General features: G+C 60.1%; 9 protein-coding genes and 1 pseudogene. 7 read left to right on the forward strand and 3 right to left on the reverse strand.

The genetic code is table 11. From position 1 onward, the window contains the following. Nucleotides 1–25: 25 nt before the first annotated feature. The 3 genes and pseudogenes from V5E97_RS17995 (at nucleotide 26) to V5E97_RS18005 (ending at nucleotide 1,689) form a co-directional block, all read left to right on the forward strand. Nucleotides 26–384, forward strand: a pseudogene (locus V5E97_RS17995) (ATP-binding protein). A gap of 100 nt (nucleotides 385–484) precedes the next feature. After that, the gene (locus V5E97_RS18000; RefSeq protein ID WP_406700669.1) at nucleotides 485–886 is read left to right on the forward strand and encodes a transposase; all 402 of its coding nucleotides are present in this window, start codon (nucleotides 485–487) and stop codon (nucleotides 884–886) included. A gap of 410 nt (nucleotides 887–1,296) precedes the next feature. Then, nucleotides 1,297–1,689 (forward strand): SRPBCC family protein, encoded by a 393-nt coding sequence (locus V5E97_RS18005; protein WP_406700670.1) that lies wholly within the window; start codon nucleotides 1,297–1,299, stop codon nucleotides 1,687–1,689. 474 nt (nucleotides 1,690–2,163) lie between these two features. Here V5E97_RS18005 and V5E97_RS18010 read toward each other — a convergent pair whose 3' ends face one another. The 3 genes from V5E97_RS18010 to V5E97_RS18020 all read right to left on the reverse strand — a co-directional run bounded on the left by V5E97_RS18010 (nucleotide 2,164) and on the right by V5E97_RS18020 (nucleotide 7,628). Next, nucleotides 2,164–3,846 carry an ABC transporter permease subunit gene (locus V5E97_RS18010; RefSeq protein ID WP_406700671.1) on the reverse strand — a complete coding sequence of 561 codons (1,683 nt, stop codon included), beginning with the start codon at nucleotides 3,844–3,846 and terminating at the stop codon, nucleotides 2,164–2,166. A gap of 165 nt (nucleotides 3,847–4,011) precedes the next feature. After that, complete coding sequence (locus V5E97_RS18015) at nucleotides 4,012–4,941, reverse strand: ABC transporter ATP-binding protein (RefSeq protein WP_406700672.1); 930 nt, start codon at nucleotides 4,939–4,941, stop codon at nucleotides 4,012–4,014. Further along, nucleotides 4,938–7,628 carry a hypothetical protein gene (locus tag V5E97_RS18020; RefSeq protein ID WP_406700673.1) on the reverse strand — a complete coding sequence of 897 codons (2,691 nt, stop codon included), beginning with the start codon at nucleotides 7,626–7,628 and terminating at the stop codon, nucleotides 4,938–4,940. The genes V5E97_RS18015 and V5E97_RS18020 overlap by 4 nt, the downstream gene beginning before the upstream one ends. A 218-nt stretch (nucleotides 7,629–7,846) precedes the next feature. Between V5E97_RS18020 and uvrA the strand changes: the two genes are divergently transcribed. From uvrA to V5E97_RS18040, 4 genes are all read left to right on the forward strand, one after another. Further along, nucleotides 7,847–10,690, forward strand: coding sequence for an excinuclease ABC subunit UvrA (gene uvrA, locus V5E97_RS18025; RefSeq protein ID WP_406700674.1), 2,844 nt, complete (start codon nucleotides 7,847–7,849; stop codon nucleotides 10,688–10,690). Nucleotides 10,691–11,378: 688 nt separating this feature from the next. Further along, nucleotides 11,379–12,044 (forward strand): TetR/AcrR family transcriptional regulator, encoded by a 666-nt coding sequence (locus tag V5E97_RS18030; RefSeq protein WP_406700675.1) that lies wholly within the window; start codon nucleotides 11,379–11,381, stop codon nucleotides 12,042–12,044. Nucleotides 12,045–12,395: 351 nt separating this feature from the next. Continuing rightward, on the forward strand, nucleotides 12,396–13,577 hold the full coding sequence (locus tag V5E97_RS18035) for an efflux RND transporter periplasmic adaptor subunit (RefSeq protein ID WP_406700676.1): 1,182 nt from the start codon (nucleotides 12,396–12,398) through the stop codon (nucleotides 13,575–13,577). A gap of 153 nt (nucleotides 13,578–13,730) precedes the next feature. Then, nucleotides 13,731–17,444, forward strand: a complete 3,714-nt coding sequence (locus V5E97_RS18040) for an efflux RND transporter permease subunit (RefSeq protein ID WP_406700677.1) — start codon at nucleotides 13,731–13,733, stop codon at nucleotides 17,442–17,444. Nucleotides 17,445–17,478 lie beyond the last annotated feature (34 nt).

Genomic DNA, 17,478 nt, shown 5'->3' on the forward strand with positions numbered 1-17,478 from the left:
GCAGTTGAACAAGCTGGACCTGCTGGTGCTCGACGAACTGGGTTACGTACCGGCGAGCAAGGTAGGAGCGGAGTTGCTCTTTGATGTGATCAGCACAGCATATGAAGATTCAGTTTGATCGTAACGACGAACCTTCCGTTCGAGCGTTGGACGGAAGTCCTGTTGGACGCGAGCTTGACGGCCGCTGCGTTGGATCGCCTGACGCACCGCTGCCACATCGTGGAGACGGGCAGTGAGAGTTATCGCCTCAAGGAGGCAAAGCGTCGCCGCGTCACTCCGGATGGCTTGAATCGTGAAAGGAAGGTGTCGAGCACGAGTCCTGTGAACGAAAGTCGAGTCGCTGAGCGATCGTCCCCTGTGGACGACCTGAGCTCAGACAGGTAACATCTGTTTACCGGGCGCTACGCTTTTCAACCGGCGCGCGCTACGTTTTTCGACCGACGTTCACAGCTACGAGGCACCGCAAGGGCGACGGGTCAATGCGATGGCCGCTTACCGTCCCTACGGACGCAAGCCACGACTCGAAGTCTTCACGGCTGAACGGACCTGGGATTCGTATGACTTGCTGGGCTTCTTGAAGGCCTTGCCATGGTCGAACCGCCCACGCGTCGTGGTCCTGGACAATGCCAGTTTCCACACCAGCACGGTGATGCGACAGGCCCGCCAGGCGTTGGCCGCTTCGGGGATCTACCTCTACTACCTGCCGCCGTATAGCCCGGAGTTGAACCTGATCGAATCGGTGTTCCGACAGGTGAAGCATCAGGAGATCCCTCAGCGAAGCTTTACGACACGCAGTGACTTGCGGAACGCCGTGGAGAGCGGGTTCTCCAACTACGGGGAGAACCTTCCATCAAAATCTCCTGAAAGATTACGTCCGGCCGCTTAGAGCCACTCGGTGGCCATGCACCTTAACAGGGCAAACCAGGAGGCATGAGCAAGCTACCAAGACTCGTGGGCAGGCCTGCAGATTTGCTAAATTTACAGCCCCCCCCAATTGAAGTGCATGCCCCTGATGGTCCCTCTTTGAGCTTCGGGGGTGATCCAGAAGTGACAGGAGAGGATCTCCGTTCGGATTCCATCTCCTTACCATGATTCAGGATATCAAAACTCAACCGGCCTGAGAAGCGATCGGTTACAGTAGCAGTAGGTCCGAGGTCCCCTTCTGATCCAAACTGGCCAGCTAGGAGTCAGCCGCTAGGTGGGTTGACAGCCAACCCCTGGGAAGCGTACTTTTGTTCACTGAAATTTGGCTTCCGGGGTCGCGCAAAAAAAACACAAGGGGATATCGAAGAGGCCATGGCAAGCATCCGCAGAGAGATTCACGTCCATAAATCGAGAGACTTCGTCTGGGACGCCATCCGAGACGTCGGTGCAATTCATAAGCGGTTGGTCCCCGGATTCGTCGTCGATTGCAAGCTCGAGGGCGACTCGCGATACCTGACATTTGGGAATGGGATGACGATCCGCGAGATCATCGTCGATGTCGATGATCAAGCATTTCGTCATGTATGGTCCGCTCGCGGCGCGCCGTTTACGCATCACAACGCATCGATCCAGGTCTTTGAGGAAGACGACGGCACCTGCCGGCTCGTTTGGATCGCGGATGTCCTCCCCAACGCGGTGGCTGAGCCGATTGCCGAGATGATTCAGCAGGGCCTCAACACGATGAAAACTACGCTCGAAGCCTGAGAAAGAGCGAAACGGGGGCAGTCGGTGGCCATGCACCCAAACAGGGCACACCAGGAGACTTGAGTAAGCTGTCAAGACTCCTGGACAGGTTCGCCGTTTTACTAAATCCCCCCCAGATCGCCCAATTGAAGTGCGTGGTCACTGATGGTGCCCTTCTCCTCTGGTGAGAAGTGGTAACTGTTAAGATTAGAGCTACCTGATACCCAGACGGAACGAGTTTTGGTTCCGGGCCGACACAGTGCGAGATCCCCCTGGCCTGGGGCGCTGGCACCCCATTCCGGTTGGGTTGTGGCGACTAGCTACGTTCGAGAACAACACTCATATGCGATTGCAAATATTGCGATTCGCTTTTGTCAATGGTGCTGATAGAGACAGCAGCGGCCCTACTCCCTACTTTGACGCGGCATCGTGCATCAGCCTCGAACGCGAGCCAGGCATAAAGAATCGATAAGGGAACATGACACTCTTCGTCGTTCACGCCCCGGTGCCGGCACGCCACCAGCGCCAGCGAAACGCGAGATAGGTCACGCCGAACAGCAGCAGACAGACCGGTGGATAGAGCAGAAGAAAGTTGGCCCAAACCGGCAAGGGGACGCCCGGGATCATCTCCACCTTGATGGACGGGGGAAGCGCTGGGTTGTCGTTCGAGAAGCCGTTGAGCTTGTTGGGCGTCATCGGAATACTGAACGCCGCCGAATAGGGGCTCGTCACGGTCAGGGCCGCGAGCCTCTCTTCGCTGATCGACGAAAACCCTTGCAAATAGTAATTCAAGCCGACGGGACCGACAAATAAGAGCAGCAATGACATGTAGGTCAAAACGATTGCGACCGAGGTTTTCCGCGAGAGGGATGAGCAAAGGAGACCGATCGTCGTGGTCGCCAGGCAGGTCGTCGCGATAATCAAGAGGAAGACGATCAGGGTCCAGAACCGGTCCCAAAGCTCTTGCAGCAAGAAATAGGCGAGCAGGAGTTGCTCGGTCAGCAGAAAGGTCAGGACCGTCGACACCCGGAGCGCGGCGAGGAGCTTGGCCAGGATGATTCGGCCGGGGCCGAGCAACGTCGTCAGCAACAGTGCCAGGGTCTGACGCTCACGCTCCTGGGTGATGCTCCCGGCCGAGAAAACGGGACCGACCAGAAGGTTGAACGTGATGACATACGCCACGTAGTAGCCCGCCCGGTCCGAGCGAAGGAACAAGAGCGCAGCCATCAGCGGTATCGACAGCAGCATGCTGACCTGGATGACGACGCGGAGCATCAGCGTCCCTTGGCTGAAGATCTCGCTTCGTAGTTCCTTGTCGAGAACAGGATTGGTCCCATCGGGCATCAGGTCGGTTCGCTTCGCAGGGGCGAACAGCTTATCGGGAAAGAGGTCGCGATCGATCACGACGCCAATGGCGTACTTCATTTCCTCCTCTTCGTCGATCACATCCTTCCCCTCACTCCCGACGTCAGGGGGCCTGAGCAACCGGCGATTGATTACGATTGCGACCACCGTCCAGATGGCGAGACACCAGGGCGGAAGCACCGAGACCGTCATGAACGAGACGAACTCACGAGCGCGAGGGTCGTTGGGATCGGTCCGAGTCAGCGCCACGCAGAGAACCGCCAGCGGGAGGATCACCAGGTAGCTCACCATCAGGGCCGAGCTGGTCCGTCCGAAAAAGCTGGAGGCGGCGACGCTCAGGAGGCCGAAGGTGCCGGCCGCCAGGATCAAGACCACGTAAGCGCGAGCGATCTCGGACAAGAGAATCCCGCCGAGCAGGAAACAGAGGATCATGAGCGGCAGGCTGGAGAGGATCAGGATGATCAGGTAGCTGAGCGAGCTCAGCAGCTTGCCGGTGAGGATGTTGAACGGCTTGAGCGGGCTGGCCAGCAGCATCTCATAAGTCTTCCGCTCCTTCTCACCCGTGATACTCCCGGCCGCGAACGTGGGAGCCACCAACGCCACGAGAAAGAACTGGCCGAGGAAAAAAAGCTCGAACAAGCGACGAGCCACCCCCGACCCCACCTGTCGTCCCCCCGCGGAATCGGCTGGCCAGTAAAAATAGACCAGCGCGCCGAGGAAGAGAACGTAGATCAGCTGCAACACGAACGCGCGAGGGGACCGCAGATTGACGAGCAGCTCACGCGTCAGGACGGGGTTGTCGCGAAACAGCATCGAAGATCAATCCAGGAAGTTCCGAAAGGTTCGCTACGTCCGACGGACCAAACCCAATGAAGCCAGGCCCATTCCCGAGCCCAGGGCTTCTGGCTCGCTCAGCCTCACCGCAAGCACGCCGGATCCGACACCACCATGGTTGGCACTGTCTGCAAGCTCACACGACTAGTTGACAATCCCCTTGGTAATCATCATAAAGACTTCTTCAAGACTCAGGGGTTCTTCGGCGAACGAGTTGACTTGCACCCCCTCGCCGATCAAGCGCCCTAGAAGTCGCGCCATGTCTTCATCCTGCCCTTCAAATTCGGCTGTGAGCGTGTGATCGAATGACTCCACCGTACGCACGGCCGGATCATCGCCGAGAATCGAGGCCGCGCGGGTCGTCGTCTCATCGAGAACGCGAACCTTGAGCACCCGATGCGAGCGCAACTGCCGCTGAATTTCCTGGATGCTCCCGGCGGCCAGCAGTTTCCCTCGTTCGATGATCCCGATCGACGTGCAAAAGTCGGCCAGTTCAGAAAGGATATGGCTGGAGACCAGGATCGTCTTCCCCATCCCGCGCAGCTCGTTGAGCAGCGCTTTCATCTCGAGGCGAGCGCGGGGATCGAGCCCGGAAGCCGGCTCATCAAGAATCAGGACGGGCGGATCGTGGACCAGCGTCTTGGCCAAACAGAGCCGCTGCTTCATTCCCTTCGAGAGACCATTGACATAATCATCCCGTTTATGGGTCAGGTCGAGAAGCTCGAGAACCTCGCCGATGATCTTCTTCCGGAAGTGATATGGGATTTCGTAGGCGACGGCAAAAAAATCAAGAAATTCCCAGACCTTCATTCCATCATAAACGCCGAAGTCGTCCGGCATGAACCCGATCACCCGGCGCACGGCCATGGGATCGTTGACCACCGAGTGTCCGCAGACCCGCCCCTCGCCTGAGGTCGGGCGGAGCAAGGTGGCGAGAAATCGGATGGTCGTGCTCTTACCGGCACCGTTGGGGCCGATGAATCCGAAAACCTCCCCCTTACCGATGGAGAAGCTCAAATCATCGACCGCCACGAAATCGCCGTAACGCTTGGTGAAGTTGATCACCTCGATCATGGACGATCCTTCTGCTGGCGGACGTTGGATTTTGGTGAAGCCTTCACCCCGCCGCGAGAAGGGGCTGGTGGCGCAGCAGTTTGGAGACGACCCTGAGATCGCCCTAACATCCGAGAAAGGGCACTTCCGTTCAAGGGCATGGTCGACTGCTGGGCCGCTTCTGGCGCAACGGTCACCTTGTCCACACGACGTGCCAGGTAATCAAACCGCGGGCCCGAGGGCGCGGGAGGGGGGCCATTTTGCAGATGGACGACCACAGCGGTGAAGCCGCGATGCCGATCAACGGCGGGCTCAAACTTCTCGCCCGCAATGACCTTCGGCGACCAAGCGACCAGCCGGATCTCCCCTTGATTTTCGGGACGATTCTCGGCGTGGGTCTGAAAGGCTTGCAAAAACGGGGTCGGGTTGAGCTGCCCCTTGGCGATCGCAGGAGCCCGCGGAACCGGTTGCGCCGTCAATGGGACGGTGGCCCCCGGCTTGATCGTCCCCAGATAGGTTTGCTTCCGGTCGTTGGGCCCGATCACCTCAACCACGGTTGCGTCCTTCAACTCCAGATCACTCGAATTGACGATCCGCCGCCCTTCAGGGTCGGTCACGAGAGTGATCGCTCCCGGCAAGTTGACCATCTGTTCGGCACGGAACATCGAGAGGCTGCGAGGTTGGACCTGAAACCCCTCGAGCGCGGGAACCGGCTGCGATTGCCAGCTCGATGATGTGATATCCTCGCCGCGAAGCGAACGGCCGTTATCTTGCGGCAAAGCCAGCGCCGTCGGGTCGTTGGGAAAGGAGATGGTAAAGCGGATCCGCCCCGTCGTATACAAGGATGCGAATCGACTGAGATGCGCCCTTGGATAATCGCCGTGGGTTTCCAGAACATCGATTTCGTCGCAGGCCATGTCATAGCCCATGTCGTAAGCCGCGGCGCGCTCCACCCCGATGGCGAACCCGAGCGACAACACAGGGACTACAACCCAGGCCCACTCGCGACGCCCGAAAACGTATCGGCAAATCAGCCAGTTCAAGGGAACCAGGGCGAACACATAGGCCAAGATCACCTTGAGAACGAAGCCGGAACTCGGGATCGAAATCCCCGAGGCCTCCTCGAGCGCGTCACGGCTCATTCTCGGCAGAGCCGAGGAATCCACCCATTCGGCAACCGCTGATGCGGCGTTCGCGGCATTCTCGGCGGACGACTCACCCCCGATCGTCGCCATCGGGTCCGAATTCGACTCACCAGTCTCTCCCACCGGATTGGTGGTTGACTTGATATTCGGCCTCGGGAGCGAGGCACCAAGATCTCGGCTCAGAATCCGGAACCAGCTCAGGTCGGGACCCAGGAGCGGACTGAACTTGGCCGATTCGAAGGTTCGCCCGTTCCAGCCTCCCCAGCTGAATACGTTATCCTCCGGCCGGCGAAGAATGACGCGCCGCACGAACGTATCGAGCCCCGGCCAGGCGACCAGCGCCGGGTCGGTCGGATTGAGCGCGAGCATCAGGATTCGACCTTGGCCCACACGTTGCTCCACACCGAGAATCCGATCACTCGATTCACCCAGGCGAAGCGTCGAGGCGCCGGGGTTCGGGCGCAGTCCGGCGAGGTAGACCGGCCGATTCGAGGCGGGATGAATCGGTTCCGGGGGAAGGTAAGCGTGCTGGCGGCCGGGGACATCCGACTCGACGATGGGCGCGGGCATCGGCTCTTCGCGAACCGCGTACGGAATGATCGGGCGAAACGCATCCGACAGGGGCTTCAAATCGTTTTCGTTCAGAAGCTCACTTTCTCCCGACAGGGAGGCCGGCAGATAAGGACCGAGAAAGCTGTCATCCAACGCCGCGAACGAGGGTCGGGCTCCACCGATCAGGATCAATTGGCCGCCCCAGTGGAGCCAATCGAGCATGGCTTGCTGTTGAGCGGGCGTGAGGCGTTCGGCAGGGAGACCGTCCCAGATGATGTGGCTCAAGGTGGTCCAGGTGAGCGGATGCGGCGAGAGCGGGAATTGACCGCTCTCCATCGGCAAGACCATCCGGTAATAGCGCTGTTTGTCGAACACCTGGGCATCGTCGCGATCGGCCGAAAGCGGAGCCATCGCCTGAAATTGGCTCCAGCGGGAATAGAGGTCGGTCTCGTCCTTGCTCAGGACGAGGATCAACATCTGGAAGGGTTCGAGCACCCTGAGGCTCGCCTGCCAGATCTCGTCGGCCCGAATCGCCTCGGGCCTCGTCAATTCCAGCCCTAATTCCTTGGGAATGCGCGGCATCAAGATCTGCAGCCCGAGTCTCGCACGCTGCTCTTTGAGCAGCCGGACCTCGCGACGATAGACCACTTCTTGAGGCGCTTCGACCGCGAGCTCCCCCTCGCGGGGCATGCCAAGCATCCGGACGGGTGAGGAATGGAGCATCCCGACGTAATCGTCGTAGTTCGACCGCATTTCGAGCGAGAGGGTGCTCCAGTGATTCGCCTTGACGAACGGCAGAATATCGAAAGGGGCGATCTGCGACCGAAAGAGTTCGAGAGGTGGCCTCGTCTTGTCCTTCTCGACCTTGGCCTTCAGACTATCGGGATCGGTCAAGATCTTGAGTCGTTCCTCGGCCGTCGGCAGTTGTGCCCTTGCCGACGTTCCAACCAGAAGCCCGACAAGAGTCAGGGCCTGAGACAGACGTCGAACGACAGAAGTCGGATGATTCACGTTGAGCGATCCCTGATTCGCCTCGAGTGGTTTCCGAGGCAACCCGATCCTGAGGTGAGCAAGTCGATTGCGTCGAGGTTGAGTGTAACCCGAACCTTCTAGGTCGGGAAGTGCCCGTCGCCCAACTTGCGACTCTTTCCCAAGAGGCTGTAGGCTGATAAGGGTTGGCGGCGGATTCGTGCTCAGAAGGTCGGTGGTCGTTAAGGAGAGCTTGGGGAATGACGGATCGTCCCTCCCGCGTGAAGTCGGATTCAACCGGCGTCGATCGGATTCGCATTCAAGGCGCGCGGGTCCACAACCTCCGCAACATCGATATCGACCTGCCGCGCGATCGGCTCGTGGTCTTGACGGGGGTCAGCGGCTCCGGAAAAAGCTCACTGGCGTTCGACACCTTGTATGCCGAAGGTCAGCGACGGTACATCGAGAGCCTCACCAGCTTCGCCCGCCAGTTTCTCGATCAATTGGAACGGCCCGACGTCGACTTGATCGAGGGCCTACCGCCCACCGTTTCGATCGACCAGCGCGCCGGGGCGGTGAATCCTCGGAGCACCGTCGCAACCTTGACCGAGATTCACGACTATTTTCGCCTGCTCTATGCCCGCACCGGAATTCCGCATTGTCCAGGCTGCGGTCAAGCAATCCGCCGCCAGACTCCGGAGCAAATGGTGGCAGGGGTCCTCGCCATGCGCGAGGGACGAAAAGTCCTGGTGCTCGCTCCGTTGGTCCGGGGCCGAAAAGGCGAGCATCGCGAGGCCTTTCAGGCAATCCGGCGGGCGGGCTTGCTCCGCGCTCGGGTCGACGGACAGATCGTCGAAATGACCGAAGACCCGCCCAAGCTCGCGAAGAACCGCGCCCACCACGTCGAGGCCGTCGTCGATCGGCTCGTGGTTCGCGAGGGGATCCGACCGCGGCTGGCCGAGAGCATTGACCTTGCCCTGAAACTCGGCGACGGCACCGTCATCCTCTCTGCCCAATCGGACGAGGCGTGGGACGACCTGGTGCTGAGCGTCAAATACGCCTGCCCCTCCTGTGGCACCGGGTTCGAGGAACTCGAACCGCGCACCTTCAGCTTCAACAGCCCGCACGGCGCCTGTGCCACTTGCAACGGCCTGGGAACGCTCTCGGCCTTCGATCCCGAACTCGTGGTGCCCGATCGCAGACGATCACTCGCCGATGGAGCCATCGCCCCTTGGATGGGAGTGCGATCCAGTGCCCAGGACGATTTTCTCCTGGATCCAGGGTTATCCGCCCTTCTCAAACGAAGCCGACTGAACCGCAATACCCCCCTCGCCGATTGGCCGGAGAAGACCTTTCGCCGATTCTTCGCCGGTGAGCCCGAGTTGGAGTACGTCGGTCTGACCGCGGTACTCGAACGCGAGTTCAACGCCGCGAAAACGGAGGCACGCCGGACCGCGATGGGGCACTTTCGCGATCAGACGACCTGTCCCGACTGTGAAGGAGCCCGACTCCGCCCCGAGGCCCGAGCCGTGACTCTGGGCGGACGAACGATTCATGAAATCTTGACTTGTCCACTGCCGGAGACCCGCCAGTTCGTCGCCAATCTCCAATTCGAGGCCGCCCTGGCGCCCATTGGCCTTCCACTTGTCCCGGAAATCATCAACCGAATCGAGTTTCTCGAACGCGTGGGACTCAGTTATCTGACCCTGGCACGCGGCTCCGACACTCTTTCCGGAGGCGAACTCCAACGGGTCCGCCTCGCCACCCAGATCGGCTCGGGACTGGTGGGCGTGTGCTACATCCTCGACGAACCCACGGCCGGACTTCATCCCCGCGATACCGGAAAGCTCCTGGCGAGCCTGGAACAACTCCGCGACCAGGGCAATAGCCTCGTGGTCGTCGAGCATGATGAGGCCACCATCCGCGCGGCCGATTGGCTGATTGACCTGGGCCCGGGCGCGGGGCCGGAGGGGGGCCAAATCGTTGCGACCGGGCCTCCTGATGCACTCAACGTGGTGGGAGAGTCGGCGACCGCCGACTACTTGCTCCGCAAAGTTGTGAGCGCGGTCCCTGAAGCCCGACGACTCGCACGGAGCCCGGGGTCGATCGAGGTCGTCGGGGCGACGGAACGGAACCTCCAGGGGGTGGATGCCCGGTTCCCTCTCGGCACACTCATCGGTGTTTCCGGAGTCAGTGGGTCGGGCAAGAGTACGCTGGTCAACGACGTGCTCGGCCGCGCCTTGCGACGTGCCCTCGGAAATGGCGGACCGAAACCGGGAGCTTTCCAACGGATCGAAGGCTTGGCGTCCGTCGATAAGTTGATTGAGATCGACCAGGCCCCGATCGGCCGCGGCCCGCGTTCGACCCCAGCAACCTACACCGGAGTCTTCGACGAGATTCGCAAAGTCTTCGCGCGAACCCGCGAGGCCAAGACTCGAGGCTATGCCGCTAGCCGATTCAGCTTCAACGTCAAAGGGGGCCGTTGCGAGGGATGCCAAGGTCAAGGGGTCCGCAAGATTGAGATGAACTTCCTTCCCGATATGTTCGTTACTTGCGACACTTGCCGAGGAAAGCGATACAACCGGCAGACGCTCGAAGTCCGTTTCAAAGGTCTCTCGATCGGCGACGTCCTCGACCTTCGGGTCGATGCGGCCCTCGACGTCTTCGACGCCCAGCCCAAGGTCCGACCGGGAATCGAGTCGTTACATCAAGCAGGGCTCGGATATGTCACCCTCGGTCAGTCGAGTTCGACACTTTCCGGTGGCGAAGCCCAGCGCGTCAAACTCGCCGCCGAGCTCGGCCGCTCCGCGTCGGGCCGAACCTTCTACATCCTCGACGAGCCGACGACCGGCCTCCACTTTGCTGACGTCGACCGCCTACTCAAAGTCCTGCACCGGCTGGCCGACCTCGGAAACACACTCGTCGTTATCGAGCACAATATCGATGTCATCAAAACGGCGGACTGGGTGATCGACCTGGGACCGGAAGGGGGAGACGGCGGCGGCCGGATCGTCGCGATGGGGACTCCAAACGACGTGGCCGAGTCGCCCGAGAGTCACACGGGGCAATACCTCCGCGAGCGACTCGGCCTACCGCCACGTTGAAATCCAGACCGGAAACCAACGAGCGATGACGACCGCCTGCTCGTTTGGAATCACCCAGTAACTCGCGTATCGGGATGCCCCAGAGCGGACTTCCACCGGCCGGGCTACGCCTTTGCGAAAACAATTTCCAGTAGCCCGGCAGGCCCCGCCGGCGAGATCACGGTAAACCCTGCCAGCAAACTTCGTGGGTTCCGATTGGCTCAAACCTGGATCCACAAGTCCCCCCATCAACCCCAAAATGAGCCGGTTCGGAGTCTTGACGATTGACGAACGGGCGTCATTGACTATGATTTTTACACGGACTGACTGGTCAGTCCGCACCTGGACCTGATTCAAACCTGCCTCGTCGTGCTCTGCTGGTCTCTCGCAATGGCTTTGTATTGAAGCGAGGCGACTTGTTTCCGAAAGGTCTCGGGAGCAAGAGAAGAGACGGTTCGATGATCCATACCTGCCGCCGGTCGGCCATCCCCCCCCTGCCCGGATGACTCGCCTCGATCGCCCCTTTTTTGTTCGTTTCTGCCTGATTCCCAATGGCGATTCAGGCCGCTGACCTTGAGGGGAATGGTCGAGCGGTTCTTGATCAGCCTGCTGGGAGCGGTTGAATCAGAACTAGGCCCAGGACGATCCAGACGTTGATCTCACAAGGGGCAACCGAAATTCGAGTCAGTTCACGACGCGGAGCCTTGCCTTGAATCACACAACCGAGAGCGGGTTGAGAACAGAACAAGGCGACGAAGCGATTCCGTGTGGGCGTCGCGAGGAAATCCTCGAAGCGGCGACAAAACTGTTCGCCGAGCATGGCTTCTCCGACACCGTGACCCAGGTTCTCGTAGAGAAGCTCCAGATTGGCAAAGGGACCCTCTACCGCTATTTCCCCAGCAAGCGCGAACTATTCCTCGCCGCCGTCGATCGGGTGATGCGTCGGCTCCGGCAGCGTGTCGATTTCGTGATCGCCGAGATCGAAGATCCGCTCGATCGCGTGGCCCAGGCCATCCGCGCCTACCTGGCCTTCTTCGTGAAGCACCCTGAATTCGTAGAGCTTCTGGTTCAGGAGCGGGCCCTCTTCAAAGATCGCAAGAAATCGACCTACTTCGAACACCAAGATACCAATGTCGTGCGGTGGCGAATCCTGTTTGGCTCACTGATTGTGGAAGGACGGGTTCGAGAAATCCCCGTCGAGCGGATCACGGACATCATTAATAACCTGCTCTATGGTACCATGTTCACAAATTATTTCAGTGGTCAGCAAAAGCCATCTGAGCAGCAGGCGAAAGATATTCTTGACGTGGTCTTTTACGGGATTTTAAGCGAGTCGGAACGCCAGCGAATCAACCAAGCGTGCGTTGGCGGATGAGTCGATGCCGCAAAGGGTTACCGCTCGCCCTGGCCCTGAGACCGAGGCCTTCGAACTGAGGCGGGCGCGCAATGCAATGGCTCCTCATAATTCACACCGCAGGCATGCTTGAATCAGAGTTTGCCCGCTTAAAAATGGGCCGAGGTCTTTGGTTTTGACGCCTTCTAGTCTCGTTGAGAGCTTGGAAAGATCAACCTCAAGATGAACAACTCAGGGACGCAGGACCCGAGTTGACAGCATAGTCCAGGTAATCATCGTCGGAGCTTATCCTTTATGAATCGAGCACACGCACTCCTTCTGATTCCTGCATGCTGCCTCGCAATTCTCGGGTGCGAAGCTGAGAAACCGAAGATGGTGCAGACCAAGCCCACCACGGTCGTGGTCAGCCCGGCCATCACGGATGACGTGACCGACTATGAAGACTTCACCGGAAGGACGGAGGCCGTCTTCTCCGTTGAAGTCCGGGCGCGAGCCACTGGCTATCTCGAGAAAGTCAGCTTTAAGGATGGGGATGAGGTCAAGGAAGGCGACCTCTTGTTTGAGATCGACGCCCGTCCTTACGAGGCTGAGCTCGCACGGACGGAGGCAACGATCCTTCAAGGAGAAGCCCACCTGAACCGGCTGGATGCCGACCTCCGCCGCGCCAAGAATCTTTTTAGTCGCGGCAACATCAGCCGAGAAGAATATGACAAATACATCGGCGACCGGGCCGAGGCGCTCGCGATGGTCGGCGTCGCCATGTCGGGGCGCGACCTGGCCAAACTCAACGTCGAGTTCACGAAGATCAAGGCCCCGATCAGCGGTCGGCTGAGCCGCCGCATGGTCGACCCGGGAAACCTCGTGAAGGCCGATGAGACGATCCTCACGTCGATCGTCTCGCTCGACCCGATGTACGTCAACTTTGATATCGACGAGCGAACCATCCTCAAAATTCGTCGCTTGATCCGCGAAGGCCGAGTGAAATCCCGCGCGGAGGCAGAGGTTTCCGTGCTGATCGGACTTTCCGATGAGGACGGATTTCCCCATCGTGGGACGATCAACTTCAGCGATAACAAGGTGGATCCCAGCACTGGAACTTTGCGAGTTCGCGGCATCATCGATAATCCGAAGACGCCGAACACCAACTCGCGAGTGCTCTCCCCAGGCCTGTTTACCAGGGTCCGGCTGCCGATTGGCACCGCGCATAAAGAGACACTGATCCCCGAAGACGCGATCGCCACCGACCAGGGCCGGAAGTATCTCTACGTGGTCAAGAACGAGAAGAAGAAGGGGGCCAAGAGCGAGTCGGAGACGGAGCAGATCGTCGTCGACCGCACGGTGAAAGTGGGCCGAACCATCGGCGGCCTCCGGGTGATTGAGGAAGGCCTTGAGCCGAACGAGCTCGTGATTGTCCGAGGCCATCAGCGTGTCCGGCCCGGTGCGAAAGTCGAGACCCGAATCTGGGAAGATGCTCCTCCCCCCCCCTCCTCTTCCGCCGACGCCTTTCAGAGTACAAACGCGCCCTCGAAGTCCACCCAGGCGTCGCGTGAATAGTACGGCTTCATGAATCGCCGCAGCGCAGACTCTCAAAACGCGATACGGGGCGGCACGATCCACCAGCATTTGGGGCTCAGGAACCACGCCCGCGAATCAGAAGGGTGCCGAGAGCCAAGGGTGATGTCGTAACCCAAAGAGGGAGATTCGGCTTTGATCTCGCGCTTTTTCATCGATCGACCGATCTTCGCCTCGGTCCTCTCGATCATGATCACGCTGGCGGGTGCGATCGCTCTCTTCGCGATGCCGATTGCGCTCTATCCCCCCATCTCCCCTCCCGTCGTGCAGGTGGACTGCCGCTTCCCGGGCGCTAGCGCTCAGGTCGTCGCCGAATCCGTCGCCACGCCGATCGAGGAGCAGGTTAACGGCGTCGAAGACATGATGTACATGTCGTCACAATGCACCAACGACGGCTCGTACAACCTCACGGTGACCTTCAAGCACGGCGTGGACCTGAATGTGGCCCAGGTCCTCGTGCAAAATCGTGTCAGCCTGGCCATCCCTCGCCTACCGGATGTCCTCAAGCAGACCGGCGTGACCACACGCAAGAAGTCGCCCGACATCTTGATGGCGATCGCGATCAATTCTCCTGACTCGAGCCGCGATCAGCTCTATCTGAGCAACTACGCGCTCATGCACATTAAAGACGAGCTGGCCCGAGTGAAAGGCGTCAGCGACGTCAACATGATGGGTCAGCGCGACTACAGCATGCGGATCTGGGTCGATCCCGAGCAACTCGCCGCGCGAAGTATGACGGCCGGCGACGTGGTCGCGGCCTTGCGATCACAAAATATGCAGGTGGCCACCGGACAGATCGGACAACCCCCGGTGGCGTCCGGCCAAAGAACCCAACTCACGCTGAGCACCATGGGTCGGCTGGTCGAGGTCGAGCAATTCGAGAATGTCATCGTCCGGGCCACGCCCGAGGGCCGAGTCGTCCGGATCAAGGATGTCGCCCGCGTCGAGCTCGGCTCCAAGAACGAGGACGTGAGCGGTCGGGTCAACGGCAACCCCACCGTGAGCTTGGCGGTCTTTCAGCTCCCCGACGCGAATGCCCTCGACGTTGCCGACGTCGTGAAAGCGAAAATTGCGGAACTGTCCGCCGATTTTCCTCCGGGCGTTAAGTACGAAATCCGTTACGACACCACGCCGTTCATTCGAGAGTCAATCGAAGAAGTTTTCAAGACCTTGCGTGAAGCCATCGTGCTGGTCGCGGTGGTCGTCCTCCTGTTCCTCCAGAGTTGGCGATCGTCAATCATCCCACTGATCGCCGTGCCGGTGGCGATCGTCGGTACCTTCGCCGTGCTGATCGCGATGGATTTCACTCTCAATAACCTGACCCTCTTCGGGCTGGTCCTGGCCATCGGCATCGTGGTCGACGACGCCATCGTGGTGGTCGAGGCGGTCGAGCACCACATCGAGCGCGGGCTAAATCCACGAGCGGCAACGATCAAGGCGATGGAGGAGGTCTCCGGACCGGTTATCGCCATCGGCCTGGTCCTCTCGGCCGTCTTCGTCCCCTGCGCCTTCATCAGCGGCATCGTCGGTCAGTTCTTCCGCCAGTTCGCACTCACCATCGCGACCTCGACCCTGATCTCAACGTTCAATTCGTTGACCCTCAGTCCGGCTCTGGCCGCGCTCCTGCTCCGACCGAAGGGGCAGGGAGGCAACGAGGCGTTGCCTCGACCGGCTTATGCGCTCTTGGGAGGGTGGCTGGGCTGGGAGTATCTCGCCCCGATGATCGCCCCTCGGCTCATTCATCAGCACACAGCCGCGGCATGGACCGTGTTCCTACTGGCCACCGCAGCCGGGCTGACCGTGGGCTGGCTCGTCTCCAAGCTCCTGAATCGGCTGTTCGGAGCCTTTTTCGATGTCTTCAACTGGGTCTTTCAACGTGGCACGGGAGCTTATACGCGCACTGTGGGTTGGATGCTCAGGCTCTCCTTTCTCGTACTGATCGGCTACGGTGGGCTGCTCTATCTCACCTACTGGGGCCTGAAACACACACCTGCGGGATTCATTCCGTCGCAGGACATGGGCTATCTGCTCGTCAATGTCCAACTTCCCGACTCGGCTGCATCGGAGCGAAGTGCCGCGGTCATGGGCCGGCTCGAAAAGATCGCGCACGAGATCCCTGGGGTCAAGCACACGCAATCGACGAGCGGGATGTCGCTCTTACTCAGTGCCAACGGATCGAATTTCGGTTCGATGTTCGTGATCCTCGACGAGTTTTCCAAGCGCCGGACACCAGATCTCTCCAGCGACTTCATCGCCAAGAAGCTCCGCGAGCGGTACGAGAACGACGTCCCCGAGGCAATTATGACGGTTCTCGGACCGCCTCCGGTCCGCGGAGTCGGCCGAGCGGGCGGTTTCAAGCTCATGGTCGAGGATCGAGGCGACCTTGGGTCACGCACCTTGCAGGGGCAGACCGAGAACCTGGTCGACCAGGCGAAAAACCTCAAGGTCGAAGTCGCGACCGATTCCCCCTTCGACGGGCTCCAAAAGTGGCTCGGGGGCTCCAAGGAACCGCCCAAGGAAGGGGCTCAGAAACCGGCCCTCGTCGGGTTGACGTCAGTCTTTCGCGCCAACGTCCCGCAACTCTATGCGGAGGTCAACCGCAAGGAGTGCATGGCGAAAGAAGTCCAGTTGAAAGACCTGTTCGACACATTGCGGATCTATCTCGGTTCGCTCTATGTCAATGACTTCAACCGCTTCGGCCGTACCTGGCAGGTCATCGTTCAGGCCGACTCCAAGTTCCGAAATTCGATTGACGACGCCAAGCGGCTCAAGGTCCGCAACGCCAAGGGGACCATGGTGCCGGTCGCGGCGCTCGCGGATATCCGCGAGGATACCGGCCCGCTCGTGCTCACTCGATACAACATGTACCCCGCCGCGCCCGTGAATGGAAGCTCGGCACCGGGAGTGAGCTCAGGTACCGGTATCGAGCTCATGGAGCGCCTGGCCAAAGCCGAGTTACTGCCGTCGATGGCCACCGAATGGACCGAACTGGCCTACCTGGAGATTCAGGCAGGCAATACGGCCATGATCGTCTTTGGATTCGCCGTGGTGATGGTCTTCCTGGTCCTCGCCGCACAATACGAGAGCTGGTCGCTGCCGCTGGCCGTCATCCTCGTCGTTCCGATGTGCCTGCTCGGTTCGATCATCGGCGTCCGTTATTCCGGCTCGGACATCAACATCTTCACGCAGATCGGATTCGTGGTTCTGGTCGGCCTGGCGAGCAAGAACGCGATCCTGATCGTCGAGTTCTCGAAGTCGTTACGTGACCAAGGGGAATCGCCTCGCGAAGCCACCTTGCAAGCCTGCCGGTTGCGGCTACGGCCGATCGTGATGACCTCTCTCGCGTTCATTCTGGGGGTCGTTCCGTTGATCACCTCGCACGGGGCGGGCGCCGAGATGAGGCGGATCCTCGGGACAACCGTCTTCAGCGGGATGATCGGGGTGACTATCTTTGGGATTTTCCTGACCCCAGTCTTCTTCTACGTGATTGACCGACTGAGCGGGTCGCGGCTGCTTCACCTGAAGTGGATCGAGCGGGTCAGCGAAGCTTTGCTCGGGATCCTGTCCTTGCGGTTCCTCAGAAGGCTCGGCCGACGCTCCCGTCGCCTCTCCATCGCCTCGCCAAGCTCGAATGGCCACGACACCAATGGCCATATCCCGATTTTATCCAAGGCCGAATCCAGGGAACTGGCTTCGATCGCGTCGACACCGAGGAATGGGGCGGAGCACCACTCGGAGCAGGCATTGGTGGACTCCAAGGGGAACGGTTCCGCCCCCGGACCAACCATCACGCAGACCAACGGAATGGCCCCCCACGTACACGAGACTCCGCCTCCCTCGAACGGCTAGGGCCAACCTTGCCTCCTGCCCCGAGGGGCCATTG

Origin of the sequence: Singulisphaera photorubra (genome assembly GCF_045290345.1) — a bacterium.
Lineage (GTDB): Bacteria > Planctomycetota > Planctomycetia > Isosphaerales > Isosphaeraceae > Singulisphaera.

Bases quoted from the DNA above. Each gene is read 5' to 3' on its own strand.
- V5E97_RS18000 (WP_406700669.1), top strand. From the start codon at position 485: ATGGCCGCTTACCGTCCCTACGGACGCAAGCCACGACTCGAAGTCTTC.
- V5E97_RS18005 (WP_406700670.1), top strand. From the start codon at position 1,297: ATGGCAAGCATCCGCAGAGAGATTCACGTCCATAAATCGAGAGACTTC.
- V5E97_RS18010 (WP_406700671.1), bottom strand. From the start codon at position 3,846: ATGCTGTTTCGCGACAACCCCGTCCTGACGCGTGAGCTGCTCGTCAAT.
- V5E97_RS18015 (WP_406700672.1), bottom strand. From the start codon at position 4,941: ATGATCGAGGTGATCAACTTCACCAAGCGTTACGGCGATTTCGTGGCG.
- uvrA (WP_406700674.1), top strand. From the start codon at position 7,847: ATGACGGATCGTCCCTCCCGCGTGAAGTCGGATTCAACCGGCGTCGAT.
- V5E97_RS18035 (WP_406700676.1), top strand. From the start codon at position 12,396: ATGGTGCAGACCAAGCCCACCACGGTCGTGGTCAGCCCGGCCATCACG.